The organism is Lacticaseibacillus salsurivasis (assembly GCF_036246225.1).
GTDB lineage: Bacteria > Bacillota > Bacilli > Lactobacillales > Lactobacillaceae > Lacticaseibacillus > Lacticaseibacillus salsurivasis.
Map to the genome: position 1 here is coordinate 14,097 of NZ_BTTP01000016.1, position 23,995 is coordinate 38,091.

Consider the following 23,995-nt stretch of genomic DNA (forward strand, 5'->3'; position numbering starts at 1 on the left):
GTGGCCAGCGCTTTGAGCCTCTCCGAGTCTCAAAGTCGCGGCTTGTTCTAAGCCAACTAAACCCGTTGGCTAAGAACAATAACACCTCGAGCCATTTCTGCTCCGGCTTCCCAGCCCTACATTGATATTCTCTCTTCTATTCGACCTCCTTACGCCAATGCACCCCGATCTTGCTTGTTCAATTCGGCTGTTTCACATTGAAATCATTCATGATGACACAGCAACACCCATTACGAATGTCGTTAAAACTGCACAAAAAAACACACCGCCGCAGCGATGTGTTTGGTTTTGCAAATTGAAATTAACGACGCAGGCCGAGGCTTTGGATCAGTTCACGGTAGCGGTTAATGTCCTTGTTGCGAAGGTAGCGAAGCAAGTTACGGCGTTGGCCGATCTTCTTCATTTCACCCACGTAAGAGTGATAGTCCTTCTTGTGCTTGGACATGTGATCCGTCAAGTTCTTGATGTCAGCAGTGAGCAGCGCAATCTGGACTTCTGGTGAGCCAGTGTCGCCGTCTTTGCGGGCGTATTGCTTGATGATCGCATCTTTTTGTTCTTTTGTGATTGCCATGGAAAATTCCACCTTTCGTTTTCATAATTGCCTGAAACTGAGGGAAGCGCGGTGAACCGCTAAGCTAAGTATCAGGTTCAAATCACTCAATTACTTTACCGTACGCAAGGCTTAGATGCAAGTTTTTTCAATGCTATCAAGGATTTTTCCTTTACAAGTTTTTATTGCATTGCAGCTGGGCCTTCGGTATAATGCTATCTGTTGAAACAATAATTCGCATTACAAATCTCAGCCCGGAGGTGAAATTCATGCCACAAATCAAACAAGCAATCAAGCGCGTTAAGACGCAAGAGGCTTCTCGCCAACGTAACATCTCGCAAAAGAGCGATATGCGTACAACCGTGAAGAAGTTCCGTGCCGCTGCTGCCGCCGGCGCTGACAATGCGCAGGACTTGTACAAGGAAGCGACTCGCGCCTTGGACATGGCTGCATCAAAGCACCTGATCCACAAGAACAAGGCTGGCCGCGATAAGAGCCGTCTTGCTGCACTTTTGAACAAGTAAGCAAAACCTGCCAGTGGCAGGTTTTTTTATTTTTGCGCTTCGGCTACTGCCGAGGCGCTTTTTTGCGCGCCCGAATCAAAAACCACTAGCAGTTAGCTAGCGGCTATTGCCCTACCGTGATGGGCTGATTACTCGTGTACTGCAAAACAAATAGTTCAAAGGCCAAGGCCTTATCCACGCGCCCGGTTTTCATAGCGGTTTCGGTTTCCACTAGGCCTTTGTAGGCGCGGGCCAGTGTGGTCAGCGGCACTGGCCGGCTTTCTTGGAGCGCTTTTTTGATGCGGAAAGGATGCACTTTTAAGGTCTGCTGAATGTTGCCTTGGCTGTAGCCTTTGGTAGCCAGAATTTTCACTTGGAGTAGCAACCGAAACTGGCCAACCATCAACGCGTTTAGCGCAATCGGTTCTTCTTTTTGGAGCAGTAGGTCGCGGTACAGTTTCAAGGCACGGTCAGGCTGTTTGCGCACCACCGCATCCACCAGGTCAAACACCCGATCGGTCAGCTGCTTGGGCACGAGCTGGTCAATGGCTGCCACATCCAAACTGGCGCCACCGCCAGCATAGAGTTTCAGTTTCGGCAATTCATGCATCATCGCGGTGTAGTCGCCGCCGGTGCGTTGGGCAAAAGCCTCTAGGGCAGCCGGTGCAACGTCAATTTGTTGCTTGGCCAAAGCGCGTTTTACGGCCTGTTGAGCCGCCCGGGCATCCAGCGGCGCCACATCCACCACCAGCGCCGCTTTTTTCAGCGCCTTCACCACGTTTTTGCGGGCATCCAACTTCTCGTAAGCCGCAACAATCACCATTAAAGTTGAATCCACAGGTTGCTGAAAATAAGTCGTCAGTCCATCCACGTCTTGATTCAAGGTGGTTTTAGGATTTTCCCCGGTCAAAAAATACGGATCGGTGATAATGACTTCGCGCCAGTCGCCGAAAAATGGCGGGGAGGTGGCATCATCCAGCGCCACCCCCACTTCGGTTTGCCGCATGTCATAACTAGCAAGATTCATGGTTTGCTGATCAGGCGGAATCACCTGCTTTAAGGCGGTCAACGCTTGATCAAGCAAAATCTGCTCGGTCCCCATGAGTAGCACTAACCGCGGCAGGTTGCCGGTTTTAAGTTGTTGAATCAGTTCCTGTACGGTCATTGCGACTGTCCCTCCAATAAAAATTCATGCACGCTGTGGCTGTTAGCCGTAAAATCTAGCCAAATCATGCCACTGCTGGCCGTATTCAGCCAAGGCACTTGCGCGTTAGCGAAGGTGGTTAATGTTTCCGCATTCGGGTGGCCGTAGCGATTAGCCACCCCCGCTGAAATCAAGGCTAATTGCGGGGCGATTTGGGCGATGAACGCAGGATCACTCGAGGTTTTCGAGCCATGGTGGCCCACCTTCAAATAATCGACCGCAAGCGCCTGGGGCATCAGCTCGCGCGTTTCCACGCCAGCATCCGCATCGCCGGTGAAAAGCCAATTGCCGTCTCCTATCTTACCATACAGCACGATTGAGTCCGCGTTTTTCTCGGTGGCTGAGGCATCGTTTGGCGCCACCACCTGCAACTGCAACGGCCCTAGGGTGAGGGTCTCGCCGGCCAAAACCGTGCGCTGTTGAGTGACTTGCCCGGCCATGGCGGCTTGCATATAGGCATGGTCAGCCGCCAGCGGCGTGGTGACCAAAGTCCGCACCGGCATCAGCTGCGTGAGCAAGCCGGCATCCCCCACATGATCGGCATCCGCATGCGTCAACACCAGCAGATCGAGGTGATCAATGCCCCGCGCGTGCAGGTAATTCACAATCGCCCGCTTCGCCGGTGGGTTGCGCACCGTGCCAAAGCCTCGGCCACCAGTATCAATCAGGATGGTGCCTTGTTTGAATGGTGCTTCAATCAAAATGGCATCGCCTTGGCCGACGTCGAACATAGTCACCCGCGTCTCCGGATGCATATTCACCACTAACCAAGCCATCACTGCCCAGCTCACCAGCGGCCACCAGTGGTGCGTCGCCAAGCCTATCAAAATCAGTAGCACTCCGGCCAAAGCCCAGGCCCATGGCACGGCCCCAAAAATCACTTCGCCGGGCAAGCGGGCCAACTGCGTCAGGCCAGCCTCCAGCGTTTTGATGGTCGTTTCAATTAGCGCCCCACCAGGTAACTGCGGCCACAGAACCATGATTACCAGCACGGGCATCAACCCTACTTCAAACAGGGGCATCAAGAGATAGCTGAACCCTGCGGCAAGCAAGTGAAACCGATAAGTATGCGCCAGCACCACTGGTGTGCTCAGGAGTACCAGCCGCCAAGTCAGCCCCCAGCGATTGGCTGGCAGCAAAATGAGGCCTAAGCACAGCAAATACGTCAGCTGGCCGCCCATGGTATGCAACACATAGGGCTGAACCAACAAGTTGAGCCCCAGCACCAAGCTGAAACAATCTAGCCCCGACAGCTGCCAATTTAAGCGCCGGTTCAGCATGGCCACCATCCGCAGCCACACCGCCCGCATAATTCCCGCCGCTGGCGGAATCAAAATCAGCAGCGTTGGCAACAGCCCTAGCAGCGCCCAATCCACCCCTTCCTTGGGCAAGCGCAAACGATCAGTGAGCCAGTACAGGGCGCCAATCAACGCATACAGATGCAACCCAGACACCGAGAATAAATGAAAAATGCCTAGCGTGACAAAGGTTTCACGTTGCTCATCAAAATCTGAATCCACCACCCCTAGCAGCAAGCCCTTCGCATAAGCCTGAGTGCGAGGACGCAGCTGCTTTAAGCGTTGCATCACGCTTGCGCGCACATGATACAGCCATTCAATGATGCCCCGCGGCTGGCGAATGGTAATCTGTAGCGCTTGCTTGGGGCTTTGCCAGGCCAACTGCTGCTGTTGCCAAGCGTATGTCGCATAGTCGAACTCGAATAAGTTGCGGGCCCCGGTAAGGCGCGTTAACTCGCCTGTCCAACTCACCTCTGCCGGCAGCGTGAGATTGGCTAACAGCGCCGCTTGGTCCTCATCCACCGTGACACTGCCACTAATCGGCACATTACCGGCGCGCCCGGTGTAATAAGCTAAACCATTGCTAACCGTCCAAGCCGTGGGCATGACAGTGGCCATACCACTGGGCTTGGGCGGCGCCGCGGTTAAGTTAGCCGTTCGCAGGCCCCAGCCTAGCCCGCACGCAAAACAGACCACCAGCGGCCAGCGGGTGAGTTGATAAGCCTTAAACCCGGTCCAGGCCAGCAGCAATAGCCCCACCACCGTCGGACCAATCACCAGCAACAGCCCAGCCAGAAAACTGGTCAGCCAAAAGAGCCCGCGCCGGCTCATGGCCCCACGGTGACCAAAGGGGCCAGGCGCTCATAAGTCTTTTCACCAATGCCGCTGACATTCATCAAATCCTCAACGCTTTTGAAGCCGCCGCTGGATTCCCGGTAGGCAATGATATCCGCCGCCTTGGCAGGCCCGATGCCGCTTAGGGTCTGCAATTCTGCTTCGCTGGCCGTGTTCAGATTAACCAGCGCGGTGCTGCTCGCGGCGGGACTAGCAGCTGCGGCGCCAGTGGCAGCCGGCACCGCTTCGCCTTGAACCGGAATATATAAGCTTTCTTGATCAACAGCAATTTTGGCCAAATTAATTGCCGTGACATCGGCGTCTGCCGTCAGACCGCCTGCCGCTTCGACCACCGCCTGCCAGCGCGTCGTACCAGTCACGGGATACAAGCCGGGATTGGCAACGGCGCCTTTAATATGCACAAAACCACTTTTCGGGGGCTCACTACTCATACTGCCAGCCGTCGTGCTGCTAACACTGACACTACTAGCAGCTGGCGCCGGTTCAATGGCCACTGACTGGCGACTTTGCCACCAAAAAAATCCGCCTAGCCCCAGCACCACCAGTGGCACATACCAGTATTCCTGCAGCCACGCTTTCGCCGTTGTCATTTGCTCACCTCCAAGAAGAGATTTCGCAAACTCAAAGCGCCGCTCTCCCGAAAGAAAGCGGCGCAGCGTGAAACTACGGTTGACTCAAATCAGCCTGCAGGTAGGTCAAAGCGTCCTTTAACGTTTTGACCGGGACAATTTTCATCTTGGTTTTGAGCGCTTTGGCCGTGCGTTTGGCCACGGCATAATTATTTTCGTAGCTGGGATCAGCTTTTAACAGGGCTTTCGTTGCCGGTTGATCAGGCGCGAAGAACACCTTAGCACCTTCCTGATCGGCCATGTAAACCTTCTTGTCGATGCCGCCGATTTGACCGACCGTGCCAGCGCCATCAATGGTGCCGGTGCCGGCAATTTTTTGCCCGCGGCGAAGATTTTGGCCAGTCAGCTGCGTGTAGACCTGCACGGCAAACATCAAGCCCGCACTGGGGCCGCCAATTTCGCCGGCGTCAATCGTGACCTTGGGTTTGGTCGTCAACGTAGTATGTTCCGTCAAGGTAATGCCGATGCCGGCTTTGTGCGTGCCTGGGAGCCGCATTAGTTTGCCAGTGGCTTGGTGCTGTTTACCTTTGCGTAGATACGTCAAGGTCAAGCGGCTGCCCACTTTGCGAGCGCTGATGGCTTTGACATAGGCGTCGGCAGAGGCATAGTGCTTGCCATCCAAGGCGGTGATGGTATCCCCTAGTTTGAGTTGGCCTTTGAATGGCGAACCGGCTAAAATCGACATCACATAAATGCCGAGGTGATTGAGGGTCGCCGGCTGGCCAGCAGTTTTGAAGGCCGCTTCAATGGCGCCATTGGCCGCGCTTTCGATGTACAACTTTTGAAGTAAATTGTATTCGGCTGAGTCATCATCGCCCATCAACTCCCGCTTGGATAAAATCTCGGAGTAAGGCTGCAGCTTGGCCCAAAGCAAAACCGCTGGTGAGGCTGGGCCAACAATGCCCACCGTAGTCAACATATAGCTCCCTTTGGCGGTATCGGGATGGCCGGCGACTTTGACATAAGGCTTCAGCGATTCAGCAGAGCCTGGTACTTCCGCATAGTAGTTGGTAGGGAAAAACACCAAGCCCAAGGCCAACAAGACCGCCACGAGGCTTCCCAGCCAGAGCCAAAGCCGGCGTTTATTGCGGTTGCGTTTCATGGCCATCACCTGCCAGCTTTTGCTTTAAGGCAGCATTCACATTGCTTGGTAGCAAGCTGCTGACATCACCACCGAATTGCGCCACTTCCTTGATTAGACTAGAAGACAGATAACGATACTGCTTGTCCGCCAGCAGTAACACGGTTTCCACGGATGGCGCCAGCGTTTGGTTCATATCCGCAATATCGGTTTCGTAGCTGAAGTCTTTGGCATCGCGCACCCCGCGCACCAATACCGTGGCGCCGAGCTGCTGGGCATAAGCTACCGTCAACAGTCGCGGCGCGGCCGTGACCGTGACGTTGGCGAGGTGTTGCGTCGCCGCCGTGATCAAGGCCAGTTTTTCCTCGCCGGTAAACAACGGCTTTTTGCTGGTGTTGGTCATCACCGCCACGATCACCTGATCAAACAAGCCTGCTGCCCGCGTGACCAAGTTCAAGTGACCATTCGTAAAGGGATCAAAACTCCCTGGAAATAATGCGATTGTCGTCACGGATTACGCCTCGTTTCGCTTCAAAATTAACACTTGCGCTACGCCATAAGTTTGCCGACGTAAAATGGTAAAACCGGCGATGGCCGCAGGGTAAACCACATCCATGCCGGTTTCAAACATCACCAGCCCGCCAGGCGTGACCAAGTTCAGGTCAACCAGCTCCTGCAGCTGCGTCAAAGCGGCCTGCTTGGCATAAGGCGGATCCGCCATCACCAAGTCAAACTGCTGGTGCGTCGCCGCCAAGCTGGTCAACGCGCGTTCAACCGGCGCTTTAAGCACGGTGAATTGGTCCTCTGCATGCGTCAAAGCCACATTTTGCTGAATGACTTTGATTGCCGGATAAGCCTTATCGACCAAGGTCGCATGCGTCATGCCCCGCGACACGGCTTCAATGCCCAACGCGCCGGTCCCGGCGTACAAGTCCAACGCTTGACCGCCATCAAAATAGGGGCCAAGCATATTGAACATAGACTCTTTGACTTTATCGGCAGTGGGCCGGGTGGCGTTACCCGCTACAGCCACCAACCGCCGGCCGCGAAAGGCGCCACTAATCACGCGCATGGTTAGCCTCCGTTGGAGCGTCGTCGTCCTCGTCGTCTTCTAGTGCGGCTAGGCTGGTTTCGCCGCTGTATTCAGTCGCCAAAAATGGTTTTTGCGAGGGACTGACGGCTTTGACGAAGCGTAATTTCTTCAGCTTGGTCATGGTTGCCGTCAGATCCGCCTGGTCAAGATACAGGTAAACATATTTCATGCGCTTGGACGTATAGATGATGGTGCCATAATGCCGAAGCGCTTTACTTTGCTTGAGTGAGTAGACCCAAACCACCAGCCCTTGGCGCGGGGTGATTGTGAACATCTGCTCGCCTCCTTTTTTATTAATGACTTAATCCAATGCCGCCGGCGCGGTTTGCTTCAACTTGGCCAACAATTCGCCGGTTTCAATCATATCGCCTGCCGCAGCGTACAAATGCTTAACCGTGCCGGTGAACGGGGCGTGGACGGTGGTTTCCATCTTCATCGCCTCGGTCACAAACAACGGGTCGCCTTGCGTCACTTGATCACCCACTGCCACTTCAACGCTGAGCAGCCGGCCACCCATTGGCGCGCCAATTTGCTCAGGATCCGTTGGTTCGGCCATGCGCAGCGTGCTGGCTTGATGTTGAACGTGATTGTCCTGAATTTGCACTTCCCGCTTTTGGCCATTCACCGTGAAATACAGCGTGCGTTTACCGCTAGCATCTGGCTCAGAAATGGCATCAAGTTGAACAATGACCTGCAGGCCCGGGCGAATATCAATGGCAATGCGTTCCCCGGTGCGCATCCCTTGGAAGTAGGTTTGACTATCCAAAGCCGTCACGGGCCCATATTGCTCCCGATTTTGGACATACTGGTCGTAAACCTCTGGGTACAAAATCGCACTCAGAACTTGCGCATCTGAAGCGACCTCTCCTTTGCTGATGCGGCTGCGTACCGCTTCAAAGTCCACGGGCTGAGCCAGAGCGCCAGGCCGTTCAGTCAGCGGGGCTTGGCCTTTCAGAATCTTGGCTTGCAGTTGCTTAGGGAAGCCGCCAACCGGTTGACCGAGGTCACCTTTGAAAAAGTCCACCACTGACGCTGGAAAGTCCATGGTTTCGCCATGGTCCAGCACATCCTGTGGCGTCAACTGGTTTTGCAACATGAACAAGGCCATATCCCCAACCACTTTAGAGGACGGAGTGACTTTGACAATATCGCCGAATAGCTCGTTAACCTGAGCGTACATGGCCTTCACGGCTTCAAAATCGTTCAAATCCATGCTTTGCGCTTGTTGTTGCAAGTTGCTGTACTGGCCGCCTGGCATCTGCACGGTGTAAATATCCGTTAGCGGACCAGTGACGCCATTGGCAAAATCGGCATAGTACGGCCGCACTTGTTCAAAATACTGATTCAGTTTTTCGGCGGCTTGCACGTCAAGATCAGGTTGCCGCGGGTCATTCGCCAAAGCATAGTAAAGACTTTCCATGCTCGGCTGGCTGGTGGTGCCAGAAAAGGCGGATTGCGCCACATCGACAATATCGACCCCGGCGGCAATGGCCTGGCCATAGGTGGCAATCCCATTACCAGTGGTGTCATGGGTGTGCAAGTGAATCGGCACGCTCACGGCGTCTTTCAAGGCCGCGACCAGTTCATACGCGGCTTGCGGCTTGAGTAGCCCCGCCATATCCTTAATCGCCAGGATGTCGGCGCCGGCGTTGACCAGCTCTTTGGCTAGATCAACATAATACTGAAGGCTGTATTTCGGGTGTGTGCTAGCCAGAATATCGCCGGTGTAACACATGGTCCCTTCTGCCAGCTTGCCGGTGGTTTTAACCGCATCAATCGAATGGGTCAACTGCGGCACCCAATTCAGGGAGTCAAAAATTCGAAAGACGTCGATGCCGTGAGCCGCGGCGGTTTCGATGAACTTTTTGATCACATTATCCGGGTAATTCTGATAACCCACCGCATTGCTGCCGCGGAACAGCATTTGCAGCAACGTATGAGGCATCAGCTCACGCAGCTGATCAAGCCGCGTCCAAGGATCTTCCGTTAAGAAGCGATAAGCCACATCAAAAGTGGCGCCGCCCCACATTTCTGCGGAAAACAAGTTCGGCAGCGCATTACCTAAGTCAGGGGCGATGCGCACCATATCCCGCGTCCGCATCCGCGTGGCAAATAAGCTTTGGTGCCCGTCGCGGAGCGTAGTATCGGTAAGGAGTACCCGCTTTTGCGCGCTGACCCAGGCGGTCACCGCTGCCGGCCCGCCATCATGCAGTAGCGCCACCAAATCTGTGGCGGGCGTCGTTGCTGGAAAACGGGATTGATAATCAAAATCTGCTAGCAGCTTTTGCGAGTGTTGATGAACCCCAGGGAAGCCATTCACCGTAGTGTTACCGATATAGGTCATCAGCTGAACGGTGCGGCTTTCCACCGGCCGCAGTTTAAACAAGCTTGGCGTGTCGTCGATAAAGGTGGTAGTGGCAGCGCCGCTCCGGAACGGGGCGCTTTCTAGGACATTCAGCAGAAAAGCCAGGTTGGTTTTCACCCCACTAATGCGGAATTCACTCAAAGCGCGCTGCATTTTAGCCACAGCGCCTAGGTAAGTACCGGAATGGACCGAAGTTTTCACCAGCAGTGAATCATAAAATGGGCTGATGACGGCCCCGGCATAAGCGTTGCCGACATCCAGCCGCACGCCGTTGCCCCCTGGGGAGCGATAGGTCGTGATGGTGCCGGTATCTGGCATGAAATGGTTGGTCGGATCTTCTGTCGTGATGCGACACTGAATAGCCGCGCCGCGGTAGGTCAGATCAGCCTGGTGGGGCAAGCCGATATCCTTGAACATGTCTTCCCCGGCCGCAATGCGCAGCTGGGACTGCACGATATCGACATCGGTAATCAGTTCGGTGATGGTGTGCTCCACTTGCACCCGTGGGTTGACCTCGATGAAATAGAACTTGTCGCCTTCCACCAAGAATTCAACCGTCGCGGCATTGTCATAGTGCACACTGGCCATCAGCTGCACCGCCGCATCGCAAATGGCTGCCCGCAAAGCCGGCGCCAGGCCAACTGCCGGCGCAATTTCAATCACTTTTTGGTTGCGGCGCTGCACCGAGCAGTCCCGCTCGAACAGGTGCAGCATATTGCCGTAGTGGTCGCCTAAAATCTGAACCTCAATGTGTTTGGCATCTTTCAGATAGCGCTCAACATACATGCGGTCGTCGCCAAAACTCGACACCGCTTCGTTCACGGCATTTTGATAGACCTGCTTCAGCTCGGATTCGGTATGCACAATCCGCATCCCTTTACCGCCGCCGCCACTGGCCGCTTTCAGCATGATGGGAAAGCCATGTTCTTGGGTAAAAGCCAAAATATCGGCAAAATCTCGCGTCGGCGTGGTCATGCCGGGAATCGTTTGCAGCCCGGCGGCAACGGCGGCTTTTTTGGCTGCCACTTTATCGCCAAACATCTCCAGCAGCTCCGGTCGGGGGCCAACAAAGGTGAGACCAGCCGCTTCGACTTTCCGGGCAAAAGTCGCATTTTCCGACAGTAAGCCATAGCCGGGGTGGATGGCATCCGCACCACTGATTTTGGCAATGCGGATGATATCATCCATGTCGAGATAGGCCGCAATTGGGCCTTCGCCGGCGCCAACTTGGTAGCTTTCCTGCGCTTTGAAGCGATGGATGTTCAATTCATCTTCCTTGGCGAAAATCCCCACTGTTTTGAGGCCGAGTTCTTCACTGGCGCGAAAAATCCGCACCGCAATTTCGCCACGGTTTGCTACGAGCACCTTACGCATGTGTCAACGTCCTTTCTTTCAGCTGCTTTTCACTGGCAGAAATATTCAGCATAATGCCCACACAGATGGCTAAGACCAACATACTGGACCCGCCATAAGAGACGAATGGTAGCGTGACCCCAGTGACAGGCAGCACGCCGCTCACCGCCCCAACATTGAACAAGGTTTGAATCAGCATCATGGTTGCAATCCCATAAGCAAGCAAGGAATAATAAGTATTTTTGGTGCGAATGCCAATCAGGTAGAAGCGCATGATCAGAAAGAAAATCAGCCCCAGCACCACGACGACCCCGACTAGCCCCAGTTCCTCAGCAATCACGGCCAAGATAAAGTCGGTTTGCGGCTCGGGCAAGTAGCCAAGTTTTTGGGTGCCATTACCTAACCCCACGCCCCAAAAGCCGCCATGATTGATGGCGAGCAGCGAATTCACCACCTGCAGGCCAGCATGCTTGCTTTGGGCAAAGGGGTGGACCGCCGCTTCCAACCGCTTCACCTGATAGTATTTGGTCAACCAGCCTGGTAGCTGCACATTGGCCAGCACCCAATACAGAGCGGCAATTAACGCCGCCAACACGCCAGCCCCGGTCACCCCGTAGCGCAGTGAAATACCACTAGCGGCCAGCATCACCAGCGTAATGCCGGCTAAAATCGCCATCCCCCCAACATCAGGTTCCAGCACCACCAACATGATACAAACGCCCACCAAGATCAGCGGTTTACTTAGCTGTTTCACTGAGAAATCAGGCCGCCGCATGATTTCCTGGCGCTGGGTAAACATATAGGCCAGGTAGATGACGATGCCTAACTTGGCAAATTCAGTCGGTTGCAAGTGAATCGGCCCGAGCGGAATCCAGGCCGCCGCCCCGTTAACACTTTTCCCAAAGGCTAGCAGGTAAATGAGCATGGCAAACAGCACGACCCACATCACCAGCTGCACGCGCGGATGCCGTAGCACCGACAGCTTAAAGTAGTAGAAAAAGCACGTTAACAACAGCCCCAGCAGCACAAACACGAGCTGCTTGACCATGTAACTGTAATCGGCCATGTGATACTGGGTTTGAATCCAGTATGCACTGGCTGAATAGACCATCACGACGCCAATGGCACACAAAACCAAATAAGGAACTAGGATGTAGTAATCGAGAAAATGCAGTTTCTTCAGCACCGAAATCGCCCTTTCGCGGCAAAGTTGTGACTATTATAGCATATACCCCGCCTCGCCAAGCCGGTTTTACCAGGCATGAAGGTGGTTGCCAGCAAAAATTGTTCGCGTGAAAGCCGAACATTATCAAAAAAGTCAGTCGATTTGCCATGGTTTCGTTAAAAAAACAGCCGAACACCCAATTAATTTTCGGCTCGTTCTGATGCGAATTTTTAATAAATCTCTCATCTCCTTATTGGCGTGCTCATAGAAAAGCGGTAGACTGGGGCTATTGAATTTTGTGAGGAGTGATTGGATTGGCACAACCGATTTCATTTGGACAGATCAACCGCTATCAAGCAGCACTGGCTAACGATCCCGCCAGTAAAGCTTTGAGTAAAGCCACGCAGAACGTGGGTCCAGACCAAGCAGCCCGCGGCCCGCTGAATGATAAGGCCATTAAACCGGCTTTTTCCCTAGAACTAAGCACCGGCGCGGTCACGAACCAAAAGCAGTCTGGCCGTTGCTGGCTGTTTTCCGAGTTGAACACCATGCGCCATTTTGCCGGCGAAAAGCTCGGCTTGAAGGACCTGGAATTCTCCCAAGCCTTCCTGGCCTTCTATGACCGCATTGAAAAGGCCAACTTGTTTTTGGAACATGTCATTGAACTGAAAGCTGCCTCCCCCACTGAGGACCGGACCTTGGCGGAATTGCTCAAACAGCCCGATGGTGATGGCGGCCAATTCGACAACGCCCCGGCTTTGATTGAAAAATATGGGATTGTCCCGAAGTCGGTGATGCCTGAAACCTACAACAGCTCCAAAACGGGCGAAGTCAATTCAGTGTTGAATTTAAAGCTGCGTCAAGCCGCCGCCGAAATTCAAAAAGCGGCCCAAGCTGGTCAAGACGATGACGCCTTGCGCGCCCTGAAACAAGAGCAACTCTCCGAAATCTATCGCGTCGTCGCTTATGCCTACGGTAATCCGCCGGCAAGCTTCGACTTTAGCTACCGTGATGACAAGAATAATTTCCATGAAGACCGGGGCCTCACGCCTAAGACTTTCTATGAGAAGTATGTAGGCTGGGATTTGAGCCAGTTTGTGCTGTTAGTCGCTGATCCGCGGCCAACCAAACAGTACTACCAGGCTTACACCCTGCCGAGTCAAAACACTGTGGTCGGCGGGCGGCCGATTATTTTCGTCAACGTCCCGCGCGAAGACCTGCAAGCGATGGCCATCAGTCAGCTGCAAGCCGGCGCCGCGGTTTGGTTCGGCAATGATGTCGGCCAAGACGTGGATCGCGATACTGGCACCTTGACCGGCGGCTTGTATGACTATTCCACCTTGTTTGGGTTTGACGTCACCATGCCGCTGGCCGAACGCTTTGCGACTCGCGAAGCGGCCGTCACTCACGCTATGACCCTGACCGGGGTCAATCTCGAAAACGGCCAGCCAACCCGCTGGAAGGTGGAAAACTCCTGGGGGAAAGAGCGCGGCAACGACGGCTATTACGTTGCCGACCAGGATTGGTTTGAAAAATATGCCTATGAAGTCGCCATTCGCAAGGATTTACTCAGCGAAAAGATTTTGGCCGCGACCCAAACCACGCCGATTGCGTTGGAAGCCTGGGATGAATTGAACTAACTTGATGAAGACAACGAAACGCCTCAGCCGCATGGCTGAGGCGTTTTCTTATGCTTGCAAATCGCGAATTTGGGCCACCAGATCCTCGAAATGATCAACTTGGGCGGCGTAATCTGGCAATTGATCACCGTATTGTTGATCAAACCCTTCTAATCCGTCGCCGGCAAAGGCAAATTCATACCGGTGAATGGCCTCATACGTTTGCGCAAAATCAGCCAGCAGGTCGTGGTGATGGCCCTCCAGTTGCAAGGCAATTTGAATCACGCGAAAGTCGGTGTACGCCAGTTCAAACTGCACCGCCCAGCGGCGCATAAATGGATGCCGGTTTTGAATGTGGGCCAAATGGTGCGTGGTGGTCCAAGTTAAGTTAGCTAAACTATCCTTCACATCTAACATCTGCTCTCCCCCTTTGCCCTGCACTTTAAAGACTGCGCGGCGCCGGCGCAAGCAAAAGGCCTTCGCAGCCGACCAAAAAAGCTGCCATCACAGCAGCTTCATCGGCTTAGGCGGTCAGCCCAAAGGTTTGTAAAATCAACCAGATATTCAAGATAATCAGCACGACGGTAATAAACCAGGCCGTGTATTTAACCCACGCGCGGTTGGTGAATTCACCCATCAAATCCCGATTCGAGGTGTAAAGCACCAGCGGAATCACCGCGAACGGTAAGGCCACGCTGAGAAAGACCTGCGAAAAGGTCAATAAACCTTCGATTTTGGCTTCGTCACCTTTGAAGATAATGGCAAAAATCAGCACCGGCGTCACCGAAAGCAACCGCGTCAACAGGCGCTGCGCCCACAGCGGCATCTTCAGGCGAATGAAGCCTTCCATGATAATCTGGCCGGCTAACGTGCCGGTGATGGTGGAGCTTTGCCCGGAAGACAACAGCGCCACGGCGAACAGCATCGACAGTACCGGACTGGCAATTGCCCCCACCACCTGCCGGTCCTGCAAGGCGTTGAACAGATCCACAAAGCGCCCTAAATCGGAATTCGTGCCGAAGAACAGCGCCGCCCCTAATATCAGCAGCAAACTGTTAACGACAAACGCAATGGTCAGCTGGATGTTGGAATCAATTGTCGTGAAGCGAATCGCCTTTTTGACGGCAGCGCGATCCTTGCGATCCACCGCGCGCGTTTGGGAAATGGAAGAGCCCAGGTACAAGTCATGGGGCATCACCGTGGCCCCGACAATCCCCAGCGCCAAGTAAAGTTCGGAACGGTTAGTTAAAATCGTCGGACTGGGGATATAGCCTCGGAGAATATCCCCGACGCTTGGGTTGGAGAGGAGCACCTCATAGGAGAACACCAGCAAAATCACGGCCACCAACACCGCCACGATCGCTTCGATTTTCCGAAAGCCCAGCCGCATCAGTACCAGCAAGATCAGGACGTCAGCAGCGGTAATCAAGATGCCGACAATCAGCGGGATTTTGAACAAGAGCTCCAGGGCAATCCCGGAACCAATGATTTCTGCGACGTCAGTGGCCATAATCGCGAGTTCGGTAATGATCCACAGCACAATGCCCGTCTTTTTGCCCGTGCGTTCGCGGGTCAGTTGGGCGAGGTCTTTGCCGGTGACAATCCCAAGCCGAGCCGCCATGGCCTGTAGCAACATGGCCGTTAAACTGGAAATCAAAACCACAGTGAGCAACGTGTATTTGAACTGCGCGCCCCCGGCAATCGAAGTGATCCAGTTCCCTGGATCCATGTAACCCACGGCGATTAAAATGCCAGGGCCAGTGTAAGTGAAGAGCGTCCGCCAAAAGCCGGCGTCCTTGGGCACGGCGATACTACCGTTAATCTCGTCAAGGCTTTTACTCCCTGGCGTTTCCTCGGCAAACATCACCTGTTTGTCTTTCCGGGATGGCTTGGCCATCTTCCCACCTCCAAGTACCACGCTTTTTCATTGTTTCTACTATTCGGCTTTGCTGGTTTAAGTATACCGGTCTGCGGCCGGTTCTGAAACCTTTTTCCCTTGATTTAGCCAACCAAAACCGGCCATAAAAAACAGCCGCCAACCATGCGCTGGTTGGCGGCTGCCTGGTGCTTCATTACTTCGAAGCCGCAATCTTCTTGCGCTTATCTGCTTTTTGACGTTCGCCGGTGTTCAAAATCTTCTTGCGTAGGCGAACACTTTCTGGGGTCACTTCACATAGCTCGTCGTCATTCAAGAATTCGATGGACTCTTCCAAGCTCATGTCCTTTGGCGTCTTGATGGCAGCAGCATGGTCTTTACCAGCTGCCCGGGTGTTGGTCAGGTTCTTCCCCTTCGTCGCGTTAACCGCGATGTCGGTTTCCCGGTTATTCATGCCGACAATCATGCCTTCATAAACTTCAACCCCGGCATCGATGAACAGTTGCCCACGTTCCTCAATGCTTTGCAGGGAATAGGTTGTCGCCGTGCCGGCGTTGATGGAAACCAAGGCCCCGTTAGTCCGGCCTGGCGTCCAGTTCTTAACGACTGGCATGTACTTTTCGAAGGTGTGGTTCATGATCCCGTAACCACCGGTGGATGAAAGGAACTCGGTGGAGTAACCAATCAAGCCGCGTGATGGCGCTAAGAACACCAGCCGGGTTTGGCCATTGCCTTCATCGGCCATGTCTTGCATTTCACCTTTACGTTGCGCCATCGCATCGATGACCGTACCAGTGTATTGGCTTGGCACGTCGATTTGGACTTCTTCGTAAGGTTCCATCATTTGGCCATCGATTTCGCGATAAATAACTTCTGGGCGGCCCAGTTGCAGCTCGAAGCCATCGCGGCGCATTTCTTCCACCAAGATGGACAAGTGCAATTCACCACGGCCGGAAACCATCCAGGCGCCGGCGCGGTCCGTGTCTTCAACGCGCAAGGACACGTCAGTTTGCAGCTGCGCCTTCAGCCGGTCTTCCAGCTTGCGGGCGGTCACTTTGTCGCCTTCACGGCCGGCAAACGGACTGTCATTTTGCATGAACATCATCTGCAAGGTCGGTGGATCGATCCGCAGAATTGGCAACGCTTCTGGGGTATCGGCTGCGGCGACGGTTTCACCAACGTAGATGTCTTCCATCCCGGACACGGCAATCAAGTCGCCGGCTTTAGCGGTTTGGACCTCGACGCGCTTCAAACCAAAGAACCCAAAGATCTTGGTGACGCGGAAGTTCTTCTTGCTGCCATCAAGCTTCATGACGGTAACATTATCCCCAACGGAAATCGTGCCGCGGAACACGCGGCCAATCCCGATCCGGCCCACATAGTCGTTGTAGTCCAACATGGACACTTGGAATTGCAGCGGTTCGTCGGAATTATCGACCGGCGCCGGAATGGTCTTCAAAATGGTGTCGAACAAAGGCACCATGGTGTGCTTTTGGTCAGCCGGATCATCGGAGTAGCTGGAAGTCCCGTTCAGCGCGGAAGCATAAACGATTGGGAATTCAAGCTGGTCTTCGTCAGCGCCAAGTTCGATGAAGAGTTCGAGCACTTCATCCACCACTTCGGCGGGACGAGCACCGGGACGATCGATTTTGTTAATGACCACAATTGGGGTCAGGTGCTGCTCCAGCGCCTTTTTCAAAACGAAACGAGTCTGAGGCATGGTGCCTTCAAACGCATCCACGACCAACAAAACGCCGTCGACCATCTTCATGATCCGTTCCACTTCACCACCAAAGTCCGCGTGCCCTGGGGTATCCACGATGTTAATCGTGGTATCGCCATACTTCACGGCGGTGTTCTTGGACAGAATCGTGATCCCACGTTCTTTTTCGATGGCATTGGTGTCCATTGCCCGATCGCCAATTTGGGTGTGTTCTGGTAAGGTATCGGATTGCTTCAACATTTCGTTAACCAAGGTGGTCTTACCATGGTCGACGTGGGCAATGATCGCAATATTCCGAATATCGTCACGTGTCTTCAAGTATCTAAACTTCCTTTCAGCGTGCCTTGCTTTTCAAGGGCACGACTTGACTGCTGCCTCGCCTCATCGGCTGCACGACCTGCGCGGTTTTACCGCCAGGCCATCAGGAGATTTTGGGTCCTGACTCAGACGGCGGCTTTCGTCGTTCCCGCAAGCACACCGCTTTTTTTGCTCAAAAAAACATGCCTCATGCGAGGCAGTCTTCGTTTTGAAATTATAGCACAAAGGCGGGGGTGTGGATAGACTTTCTGAAAAGAAACCCCGCCTAGGTTTCCTGATTACGCATTCATGCCGGCAATAAAGGCCGCGTGGACTTGAGGCATGCCTGCCACGACGACCCCGGCTTCCAGTAAATCAAGCGGTTGGCCATCGCCGCGGGTCACCACTAGGCCGAACCCTTGACCGATGGCAAGCCCCGCTGCCACATCCCAAGGCTGGAGCCATGACACATAGCCGCCTAACCGGCCCAAGGCGATACTTTTAAACTCCATCCCTGCGCTGCCAGACATCCGCACGCCAGAGGAGGCCAAGCCTAACTCGCCGAGATGCAGGCGGTTTTTGATTGCCATCGGCCCGCTGATGCCTACCAAACTGGCTTCAAAAGGCCGATCCAGCGGCGGCGTCAATGGCTCACCATTCAGGTTCGGCGCTAGGTTCGGCCCACCGGTAATCACCTCGTTGCGCATCACATCCATGATTGCGCCATATAGCGGCTGACCGTCTTGGTAGACGCCAATCATCACGGCAAAGTTGGCCTGCTGCTTGACGAAGTTCATCGTGCCATCAATCGGATCAACGAAGAACACCAGCCCGGCCAGGCGATCAGCCTTGGCCGCCTGCCCTTCTTCCCCTTCAATACTGGCATCGGGAAAAGCGGCGTGAATTTCCTTAATCAGAAAGGCTTGGTTGGCTTTGTCGACATTCGTGACTAAATCATTGCGATTGCTTTTGGTGGCTACGGTCAGTGGTTGCTGCATCGCCGCCAGAATTTGCTGGCGGCTCACTTGCAGCCAGCCTTTGACCGTTTCATCGAGGGCTTTGATATCCACAATGTCACTCCTTCATTTTAAAGCGATTACTCGTGGTAGCCTGCGCCTGCTTGACGACCCGGTAGAACGAGTAACCAGATACCGCCTCAAAGGCACGGCCAAGCTGGCGTTCTTCGCCTTTCGTCGGCACCACCTGCTTAAAACCTTGATAAGCGGCTTGCAAGTTAGCCCGGTTGACCCCTTTTTCATAAGCATCCTCCACCAGCTGATAAAACGTCGTCACTTTGACCATCTCAGCCTGCGACCAGTCTAAGTCTAGCGGGTATTCATAATTCGGTTTCATGCTTTCTCTCCTGCTTCCACTGCCGCGATTTGTGCAGCCAGCCGGGTAAGGCACGCCTCCAGCTGAGTGTTCTCGGCTTCAGAGCCTTTGACTTCAAAAGCTGGCGTCACGCCGCGGGCATCAATTTGCACCGGCCGCGCGTATACCGTCGGCTTGGCCTCATTATCATACAGGCTCGCCACCGGTGCAATCAAGGCGCGCCCAAATAAGGCCGCCAGCAAGCGCTCCACTAACCGGCCAGCGACAGTGGCGTCAACATGCTCTGCGAAGGTCGTGCAGGCCTCAGTGCACTGCGCCATCAAAGCAGCGCCATCTTCACCTTGCAATAAGCTCATCACCGCCGTCGCGCCAATAAATGCCCGACTCCAAAGCAAGGCAAAATCCTGCTGCGTTCCTACCGCATACGCCGTGACCGCATCGGCAGGCACGTCAAACGCGTTGGCAATTTGGCGCTCGAAGCATTGGGTCAGCGCCATGGTGCCGAGTCCCAGCACCGCGGTTTTGGGTAAACCCGAAAAGCGTTGCGCGAAGTAAGTCCCCAACTCACTAGCTTGCATCGCGACAATCACTTTGCCAGCAAAACCAGCCGCCATCGCTTCGTTAATCACTTTGCGCATCCCCGCCAAATTCGCGGTGAGGTCCCCGGCCTCAGCGTAGTCCGTCAGCACCAAGACGTCAGCCGTCGCGAATTGCTTCGGCGTGGCTTTGCTAAACGGATTGTCACACACCGCACTCAACGCGCTCAAGGCCGCTAAGCCTAGTGCCTCAGGCTGGGCGGCGCTTACCATCACCGCCAGCGGCAAGCGACTTTGGATTAATCGACTGGCAATTTCGGCCGTGGCAACACTTTGCCCACATACCACAACTTTTTTCATAAAATGTCCTCCCAGATAAAGTCAATTTTATCTAATTTTAAGGAAGAATATTAATACATTTAGGTCACAAATTACCGCGCCCACAAAAATGCGGCTCCGCCAATGGCAAAGCCGCACCTGATGAAGCGAGATTAAATGTTCACCGGCATGCCCAAGGCCAATTCGGCATCGTCCATGATGGCTTCCCCTAAGGTTGGATGCGGGTGGATGGTGAGCGCAATATCTTCGGCGTTCATCCCGGTTTCCACGGCTAAGGTCAATTCGGAAATCAGATCTGAAGCGCCAGGGCCCGCCACCTGGGCGCCAATCAAGGTGCCGTTCTCATTGGTGACCATCCGCACAAAGCCATCGGTTTGATCCAGACTGATGGCCCGGCCATTGGCAGCAAACGGGAACTTAGAAGCCTTCGCCTTGATGCCGGCCGCTTTGGCTTCCGCCAAGGTCTGGCCAGTCGTGGCGAGTTCCGGATCTGTGAAGCACACTGCTGGCATCGCCTTGTAGTCCACTGCGACTGATTTGCCACTGATGGCTTCAGCTGCGATTTTGCCTTCGTAGCTGGCCTTGTGGGCCAAAGCGGCGCCGGCGACGATATCGCCAATCGCATAAATGTTAGGCACGTTGGTTTGCCCTTGGGCGTTGACTTCGATCAATCCCCGCTCAGTGGTTTTGATGCCCACAATTTCCAAGCCAAGGTTGTCGGTATTCGGGCGCCGGCCCACCGTGACCATCACGGCATCCGCCGCAATGGTTTGATCCTGGCCGTCCACTGTGTAGGTGACCTTGACGCCATCGGCAGTCTCTTCCGCCTGTTTCGCCATGGCTGAGGTAATGACAGTCACACCGCGCTTTTGGAACGATTTTGTGACCAGTTGCACCATGTCTTTTTCAAAGTTCGGCAAAATTGATGGCGTGCCTTCCAAAATTGTGACATGAGCACCCAGATTGGCGTAGGCGCTGGCCAGTTCCGAACCCACGTAGCCGCCGCCAATAATCACAAACTCCTTCGGCACTGCTGGCAGATTCAGACCACCCGTGGAATCAAGCACATGCGGACCGAACTTGAAACCTTTGATTTCAATCGGCCGCGAGCCAGTCGCGATGATCAGGTTTTTGAACGTGTAGGTCTGCGCCGAATCTTTTTGCATCACGCGCAGGCTGTGGTCATCTTTCAAAAAGGCAGTGCCCCACACCACGTCAATATGATGCTTCTTGAATAACATTCCCACGCCCCCGGTGAGTTTCTCCACGACCTGATGTTGCTTCCAGTCTTGGGTTTTGGCAAAATCCAGGGTTGCGCCTTGGCTTTGAACCCCAAAGACGCTGCCGCCTTGCGCCGCCTGAAAAGCGTGACCAGCATTGATCAAGGCCTTGCTGGGAATGCAGCCGACATTCAGACACACCCCGCCGATGAAGGTATTTTCAATCACCGTCACTTTCTGGCCCATTTGCGCCGCGCGAATCGCCGCCACATAGCCGCCAGGGCCAGAACCGATGACAACCGTGTCCAAATCAATTGCGAAATCTCCAACGACCATGTGTTATCCCTCCATCAGCAGCAGATCAGGATCTGCCAGCAGTGTCTTCAGTTCATTCAACGCGTTTTGGGCCAGCGCGCCATCAATCAGGCGGTGGTCATAGCTCAACGACAACTTGAGCATGTTGCCCACCACGATTTCGCCTTCCGGATTGACCCATGGCTCTTTGGCAATTTTGCCCACGCCTAAAATGGCGACTTCCGGCTGATTGATGACTGGCGTGAACCAGCCGCCGCCAATCGAGCCAACGTTCGAGATGGTCATCGAGCCGCCGGTCATTTCGTTGGGCCGCAATTTCTGATCATAGGCCTTTTGGGCATTTTCGCTGATTTCCTTGGCAATTTGAAAGACTGATTTGCGGTCCGCGTCTTTAATGACTGGCACATACAAACCGTGCTCGGTGTTCGTGGCGATGCCAACATTGAAATAGTGCTTGTACACAATTTCATCGGTGCTGTCATCAATCGAGGCATTCAGCGCTGGGAAGTCGCGCAAAATCGTGACCAAAGCCTTGACAATGTACGGCAGGAAGGTCAACTTGATGCCTTTATCGGCCGCAATCTGCTTGTAGGCTTTGCGGTGGGCCATGAGCTTAGAGACTTCAACGTCATCAAAGCTCGTCACATGCGGGCTGCGAGCCTTGGAGGCCAACATGGCTTTGGCAATGGCCTTGCGCGTTGGCGTCATCTTTTCGCGCGTTTCCAGCGCTGCAACGTCTGCGGCTGGCGCATAGGCCGCGACCGCTGGCTTAGCTGGGGCTGGCTTAGCCGCAGGGGCTGGTGCCGCCTGGGGTGCCGCGGCCGCCACCGGCGCGGCTGGGGCCGCTTTAAAGGCATCAATATCAGCCTTCAAAATTCGGCCGCGGTTGCCAGTACCTGGCACCTGACTTAAGTCAACGCCTTGCTGGCGAGCATACTGCCGCACGGAAGGCATGGCCAAAATTTCACGATTGGGATCAACTGCCGCCACTGGCGCGGCTGGTGCCGCTGGCGCTGGCGCGGCCTGGGTCGCAGGTGCAGGGGCAGCCGGAGTAGCTGGGGCAGTCGCCGAGGCGGCGGCTGGTGCGTTGTGCCCTGGCGCATCTAATTCGATCAAAGTTTGTCCCACCGTGGCAGTCTCGCCTTCTGCTACCAGAATGTTGGTGACGGTGCCGGTGACTGGTGAAGGAATTTCTTCCACTGATTTGTCGTTTTGGACCTCAAGTAAGGTGTCGTCTTCTTCGACGTGATCGCCAACTTTGACGTGCCACTTGACGATTTCCCCTTCAGCAATCCCTTCACCGATATCCGGTAATTTGAATTCGTAGCGGCCTTCACCACTCGCCGGCGCTGGTGCGGCAGGCGCGGCTGAGGCAGGGGCAGCGGGTACTGTTTCTGCTGCCGATCCGCTACCATCATCAATTTCCACCAGAGTTTCGCCAACGGTGGCAGTTTCCCCTTCCGGTACCAGGACCTTCAAAATCTTCCCACTCACTGGAGAAGGGATTTCTTCGACTGATTTGTCGTTTTGAATTTCGACTAAGGTATCGTCTTCTTCAACGGTATCGCCAGGCTGCACGTGCCATTTGACGATTTCGCCTTCAGCGATACCTTCGCCAATATCAGGTAATTTAAATTCGTATGCCATGATGATGTCCCTTTCTTAAAATGCCAACGTCGCTTTGACTTGGGCCGCAATATCCTTCGCGTTCGGGAGCCAGATGGATTCCGCTTCACCAAATGGAAACGGCGTATCTGGCGCTGCGACCCGCCCGATTGGGGCATCCAAGCTCAAAATGGCGTGCTCCGAAATTTCGGCAATCACGGTGCTGGCGACGCCGCCCATGCGCTGGGCTTCTTGGGCCACCACCGCATGATGGGTCTTTTCTACCGAGTGGATAATTGTAGCCGTGTCCAGTGGGGCAATTGTACGCAGGTCAATAATTTCCACACTGATATTTTCTTTGGCCAGTTCATCTGCGGCCTTGATCGCTTCGCGCACCATCGCGCCATAGGTCACGACGGTAATGTCTGTGCCTTCCCGGGTCACGGCCGCTTGATCCAGCGGCACGGTGTAACTACCTTCAGGCACTTCGCCGCGGAAGGAGCGATACAGTTTCATGTGTTCGAGAAACAGGACGGGATCATTGCTTTGAATTGAAGCCAGTAGCAACCCTTTGGCATCATAGGGATTACTTGGTACCACCACGCGCATGCCTGGGAATTGGGCAACTAGCCCTTCGAAGTTATCCGAGTGCATTTCCGGCGTGTGCACGCCGCCACCAAACGGTGCGCGAATGGTAATTGGCATCTGCCGGGTGTTGCCCATGCGATACCGCATCCGCGACATTTGCCCGCCGATACTATCCATCACTTCAAAAATAAACCCATAAAATTGAATTTCAGGAATCGGCCGCCAACCAGTTAAGGCTAGGCCAATCGCCAAGCCGCCAATGCCACTTTCCGCCAGCGGCGTATCAAACACCCGGTCTTCGCCATGCTTGGCCTGCAAGCCATCGGTGGCACGGAAGACCCCGCCGTTTTTGCCGACATCTTCACCGAAGACGAGGGTTTTCGGATCATCTTTCAGGGCGATATCCAGGGCATCGGTAATCGCTTGAATCATCGTTTTCTGAGTCATGA

General features: G+C 54.3%; 21 protein-coding genes. 2 read left to right on the forward strand and 19 right to left on the reverse strand.

All coding sequences use genetic code 11. The annotated features are described in order from the left end of the window. Positions 1 to 301: 301 nt before the first annotated feature. A complete protein-coding gene (gene rpsO / locus AAA927_RS10340; RefSeq protein ID WP_125582878.1) occupies positions 302 to 571 on the reverse strand; it encodes a 30S ribosomal protein S15 in 270 nt (89 codons plus the stop codon). A 248-nt stretch (positions 572 to 819) separates the two neighbouring features. On the opposite strand from rpsO, the gene rpsT reads away from it, so the two are divergent. Next, on the forward strand, positions 820 to 1,074 hold the full coding sequence (gene rpsT, locus AAA927_RS10345) for a 30S ribosomal protein S20 (protein WP_125582876.1): 255 nt from the start codon (positions 820 to 822) through the stop codon (positions 1,072 to 1,074). Positions 1,075 to 1,177: 103 nt separating this feature from the next. Here the strand turns inward: rpsT and holA are convergent, their stop codons facing one another. From holA to AAA927_RS10390, 9 genes are all read right to left on the reverse strand, one after another. Beyond that, a complete protein-coding gene (gene holA, locus AAA927_RS10350) occupies positions 1,178 to 2,218 on the reverse strand; it encodes a DNA polymerase III subunit delta (protein ID WP_338217758.1) in 1,041 nt (346 codons plus the stop codon). Next, positions 2,215 to 4,386, reverse strand: coding sequence for a DNA internalization-related competence protein ComEC/Rec2 (locus tag AAA927_RS10355; protein WP_338217759.1), 2,172 nt, complete (start codon positions 4,384 to 4,386; stop codon positions 2,215 to 2,217). Before AAA927_RS10355 ends, holA begins: the two co-directional genes overlap by 4 nt. After that, the gene (locus tag AAA927_RS10360) at positions 4,383 to 5,000 is read right to left on the reverse strand and encodes a helix-hairpin-helix domain-containing protein (protein ID WP_338217760.1); all 618 of its coding nucleotides are present in this window, start codon (positions 4,998 to 5,000) and stop codon (positions 4,383 to 4,385) included. The genes AAA927_RS10355 and AAA927_RS10360 overlap by 4 nt, the downstream gene beginning before the upstream one ends. 73 nt (positions 5,001 to 5,073) lie before the next feature. Continuing rightward, positions 5,074 to 6,147: a SepM family pheromone-processing serine protease gene (locus AAA927_RS10365; RefSeq protein ID WP_435891527.1), complete on the reverse strand. Its 1,074-nt coding sequence runs from the start codon at positions 6,145 to 6,147 to the stop codon at positions 5,074 to 5,076. Next, a complete protein-coding gene (gene coaD, locus AAA927_RS10370) occupies positions 6,122 to 6,631 on the reverse strand; it encodes a pantetheine-phosphate adenylyltransferase (RefSeq protein WP_338217762.1) in 510 nt (169 codons plus the stop codon). The genes AAA927_RS10365 and coaD overlap by 26 nt, the downstream gene beginning before the upstream one ends. Before the next feature lie 3 nt (positions 6,632 to 6,634). Beyond that, positions 6,635 to 7,192, reverse strand: a complete 558-nt coding sequence (gene rsmD, locus AAA927_RS10375) for a 16S rRNA (guanine(966)-N(2))-methyltransferase RsmD (protein ID WP_338217763.1) — start codon at positions 7,190 to 7,192, stop codon at positions 6,635 to 6,637. Further along, positions 7,179 to 7,487, reverse strand: coding sequence for a YlbG family protein (locus AAA927_RS10380; protein ID WP_338217764.1), 309 nt, complete (start codon positions 7,485 to 7,487; stop codon positions 7,179 to 7,181). The genes rsmD and AAA927_RS10380 overlap by 14 nt, the downstream gene beginning before the upstream one ends. Positions 7,488 to 7,514: 27 nt before the next feature. Next, positions 7,515 to 10,952 (reverse strand): pyruvate carboxylase, encoded by a 3,438-nt coding sequence (locus tag AAA927_RS10385; RefSeq protein ID WP_338217765.1) that lies wholly within the window; start codon positions 10,950 to 10,952, stop codon positions 7,515 to 7,517. Further along, entirely contained in the window at positions 10,945 to 12,114 is a 1,170-nt protein-coding gene (locus tag AAA927_RS10390; RefSeq protein ID WP_338217799.1) for an FtsW/RodA/SpoVE family cell cycle protein, read from the reverse strand. The genes AAA927_RS10385 and AAA927_RS10390 overlap by 8 nt, the downstream gene beginning before the upstream one ends. A gap of 296 nt (positions 12,115 to 12,410) precedes the next feature. Here AAA927_RS10390 and AAA927_RS10395 point away from each other — a divergent pair, with 296 nt between their 5' ends. Then, positions 12,411 to 13,736, forward strand: coding sequence for a C1 family peptidase (locus tag AAA927_RS10395; RefSeq protein ID WP_338217766.1), 1,326 nt, complete (start codon positions 12,411 to 12,413; stop codon positions 13,734 to 13,736). Between the two features lie 48 nt (positions 13,737 to 13,784). Here the strand turns inward: AAA927_RS10395 and AAA927_RS10400 are convergent, their stop codons facing one another. The 9 genes from AAA927_RS10400 to AAA927_RS10440 form a co-directional block, all read right to left on the reverse strand. Continuing rightward, a complete protein-coding gene (locus AAA927_RS10400) occupies positions 13,785 to 14,132 on the reverse strand; it encodes a hypothetical protein (RefSeq protein WP_338217767.1) in 348 nt (115 codons plus the stop codon). Between the two features lie 106 nt (positions 14,133 to 14,238). Further along, positions 14,239 to 15,579 (reverse strand): Nramp family divalent metal transporter, encoded by a 1,341-nt coding sequence (locus AAA927_RS10405; protein ID WP_338217800.1) that lies wholly within the window; start codon positions 15,577 to 15,579, stop codon positions 14,239 to 14,241. Between the two features lie 208 nt (positions 15,580 to 15,787). Then, on the reverse strand, positions 15,788 to 17,632 hold the full coding sequence (typA, locus tag AAA927_RS10410; protein WP_125580985.1) for a translational GTPase TypA: 1,845 nt from the start codon (positions 17,630 to 17,632) through the stop codon (positions 15,788 to 15,790). 278 nt (positions 17,633 to 17,910) lie between these two features. Then, positions 17,911 to 18,681, reverse strand: coding sequence for an inositol monophosphatase family protein (locus AAA927_RS10415; protein ID WP_338217768.1), 771 nt, complete (start codon positions 18,679 to 18,681; stop codon positions 17,911 to 17,913). Between the two features lie 4 nt (positions 18,682 to 18,685). Further along, positions 18,686 to 18,964, reverse strand: a complete 279-nt coding sequence (locus tag AAA927_RS10420) for a UPF0223 family protein (protein WP_338217769.1) — start codon at positions 18,962 to 18,964, stop codon at positions 18,686 to 18,688. After that, positions 18,961 to 19,839 carry a Rossmann-fold NAD(P)-binding domain-containing protein gene (locus AAA927_RS10425; RefSeq protein ID WP_338217770.1) on the reverse strand — a complete coding sequence of 293 codons (879 nt, stop codon included), beginning with the start codon at positions 19,837 to 19,839 and terminating at the stop codon, positions 18,961 to 18,963. Before AAA927_RS10425 ends, AAA927_RS10420 begins: the two co-directional genes overlap by 4 nt. Before the next feature lie 131 nt (positions 19,840 to 19,970). Further along, positions 19,971 to 21,374 (reverse strand): dihydrolipoyl dehydrogenase, encoded by a 1,404-nt coding sequence (gene lpdA / locus AAA927_RS10430; RefSeq protein WP_338217771.1) that lies wholly within the window; start codon positions 21,372 to 21,374, stop codon positions 19,971 to 19,973. Between the two features lie 3 nt (positions 21,375 to 21,377). Then, a complete protein-coding gene (locus AAA927_RS10435; protein ID WP_338217772.1) occupies positions 21,378 to 23,000 on the reverse strand; it encodes a dihydrolipoyllysine-residue acetyltransferase in 1,623 nt (540 codons plus the stop codon). Positions 23,001 to 23,015: 15 nt separating this feature from the next. Beyond that, the gene (locus AAA927_RS10440; protein WP_338217773.1) at positions 23,016 to 23,993 is read right to left on the reverse strand and encodes an alpha-ketoacid dehydrogenase subunit beta; all 978 of its coding nucleotides are present in this window, start codon (positions 23,991 to 23,993) and stop codon (positions 23,016 to 23,018) included. Positions 23,994 to 23,995: the final 2 nt, after the last annotated feature.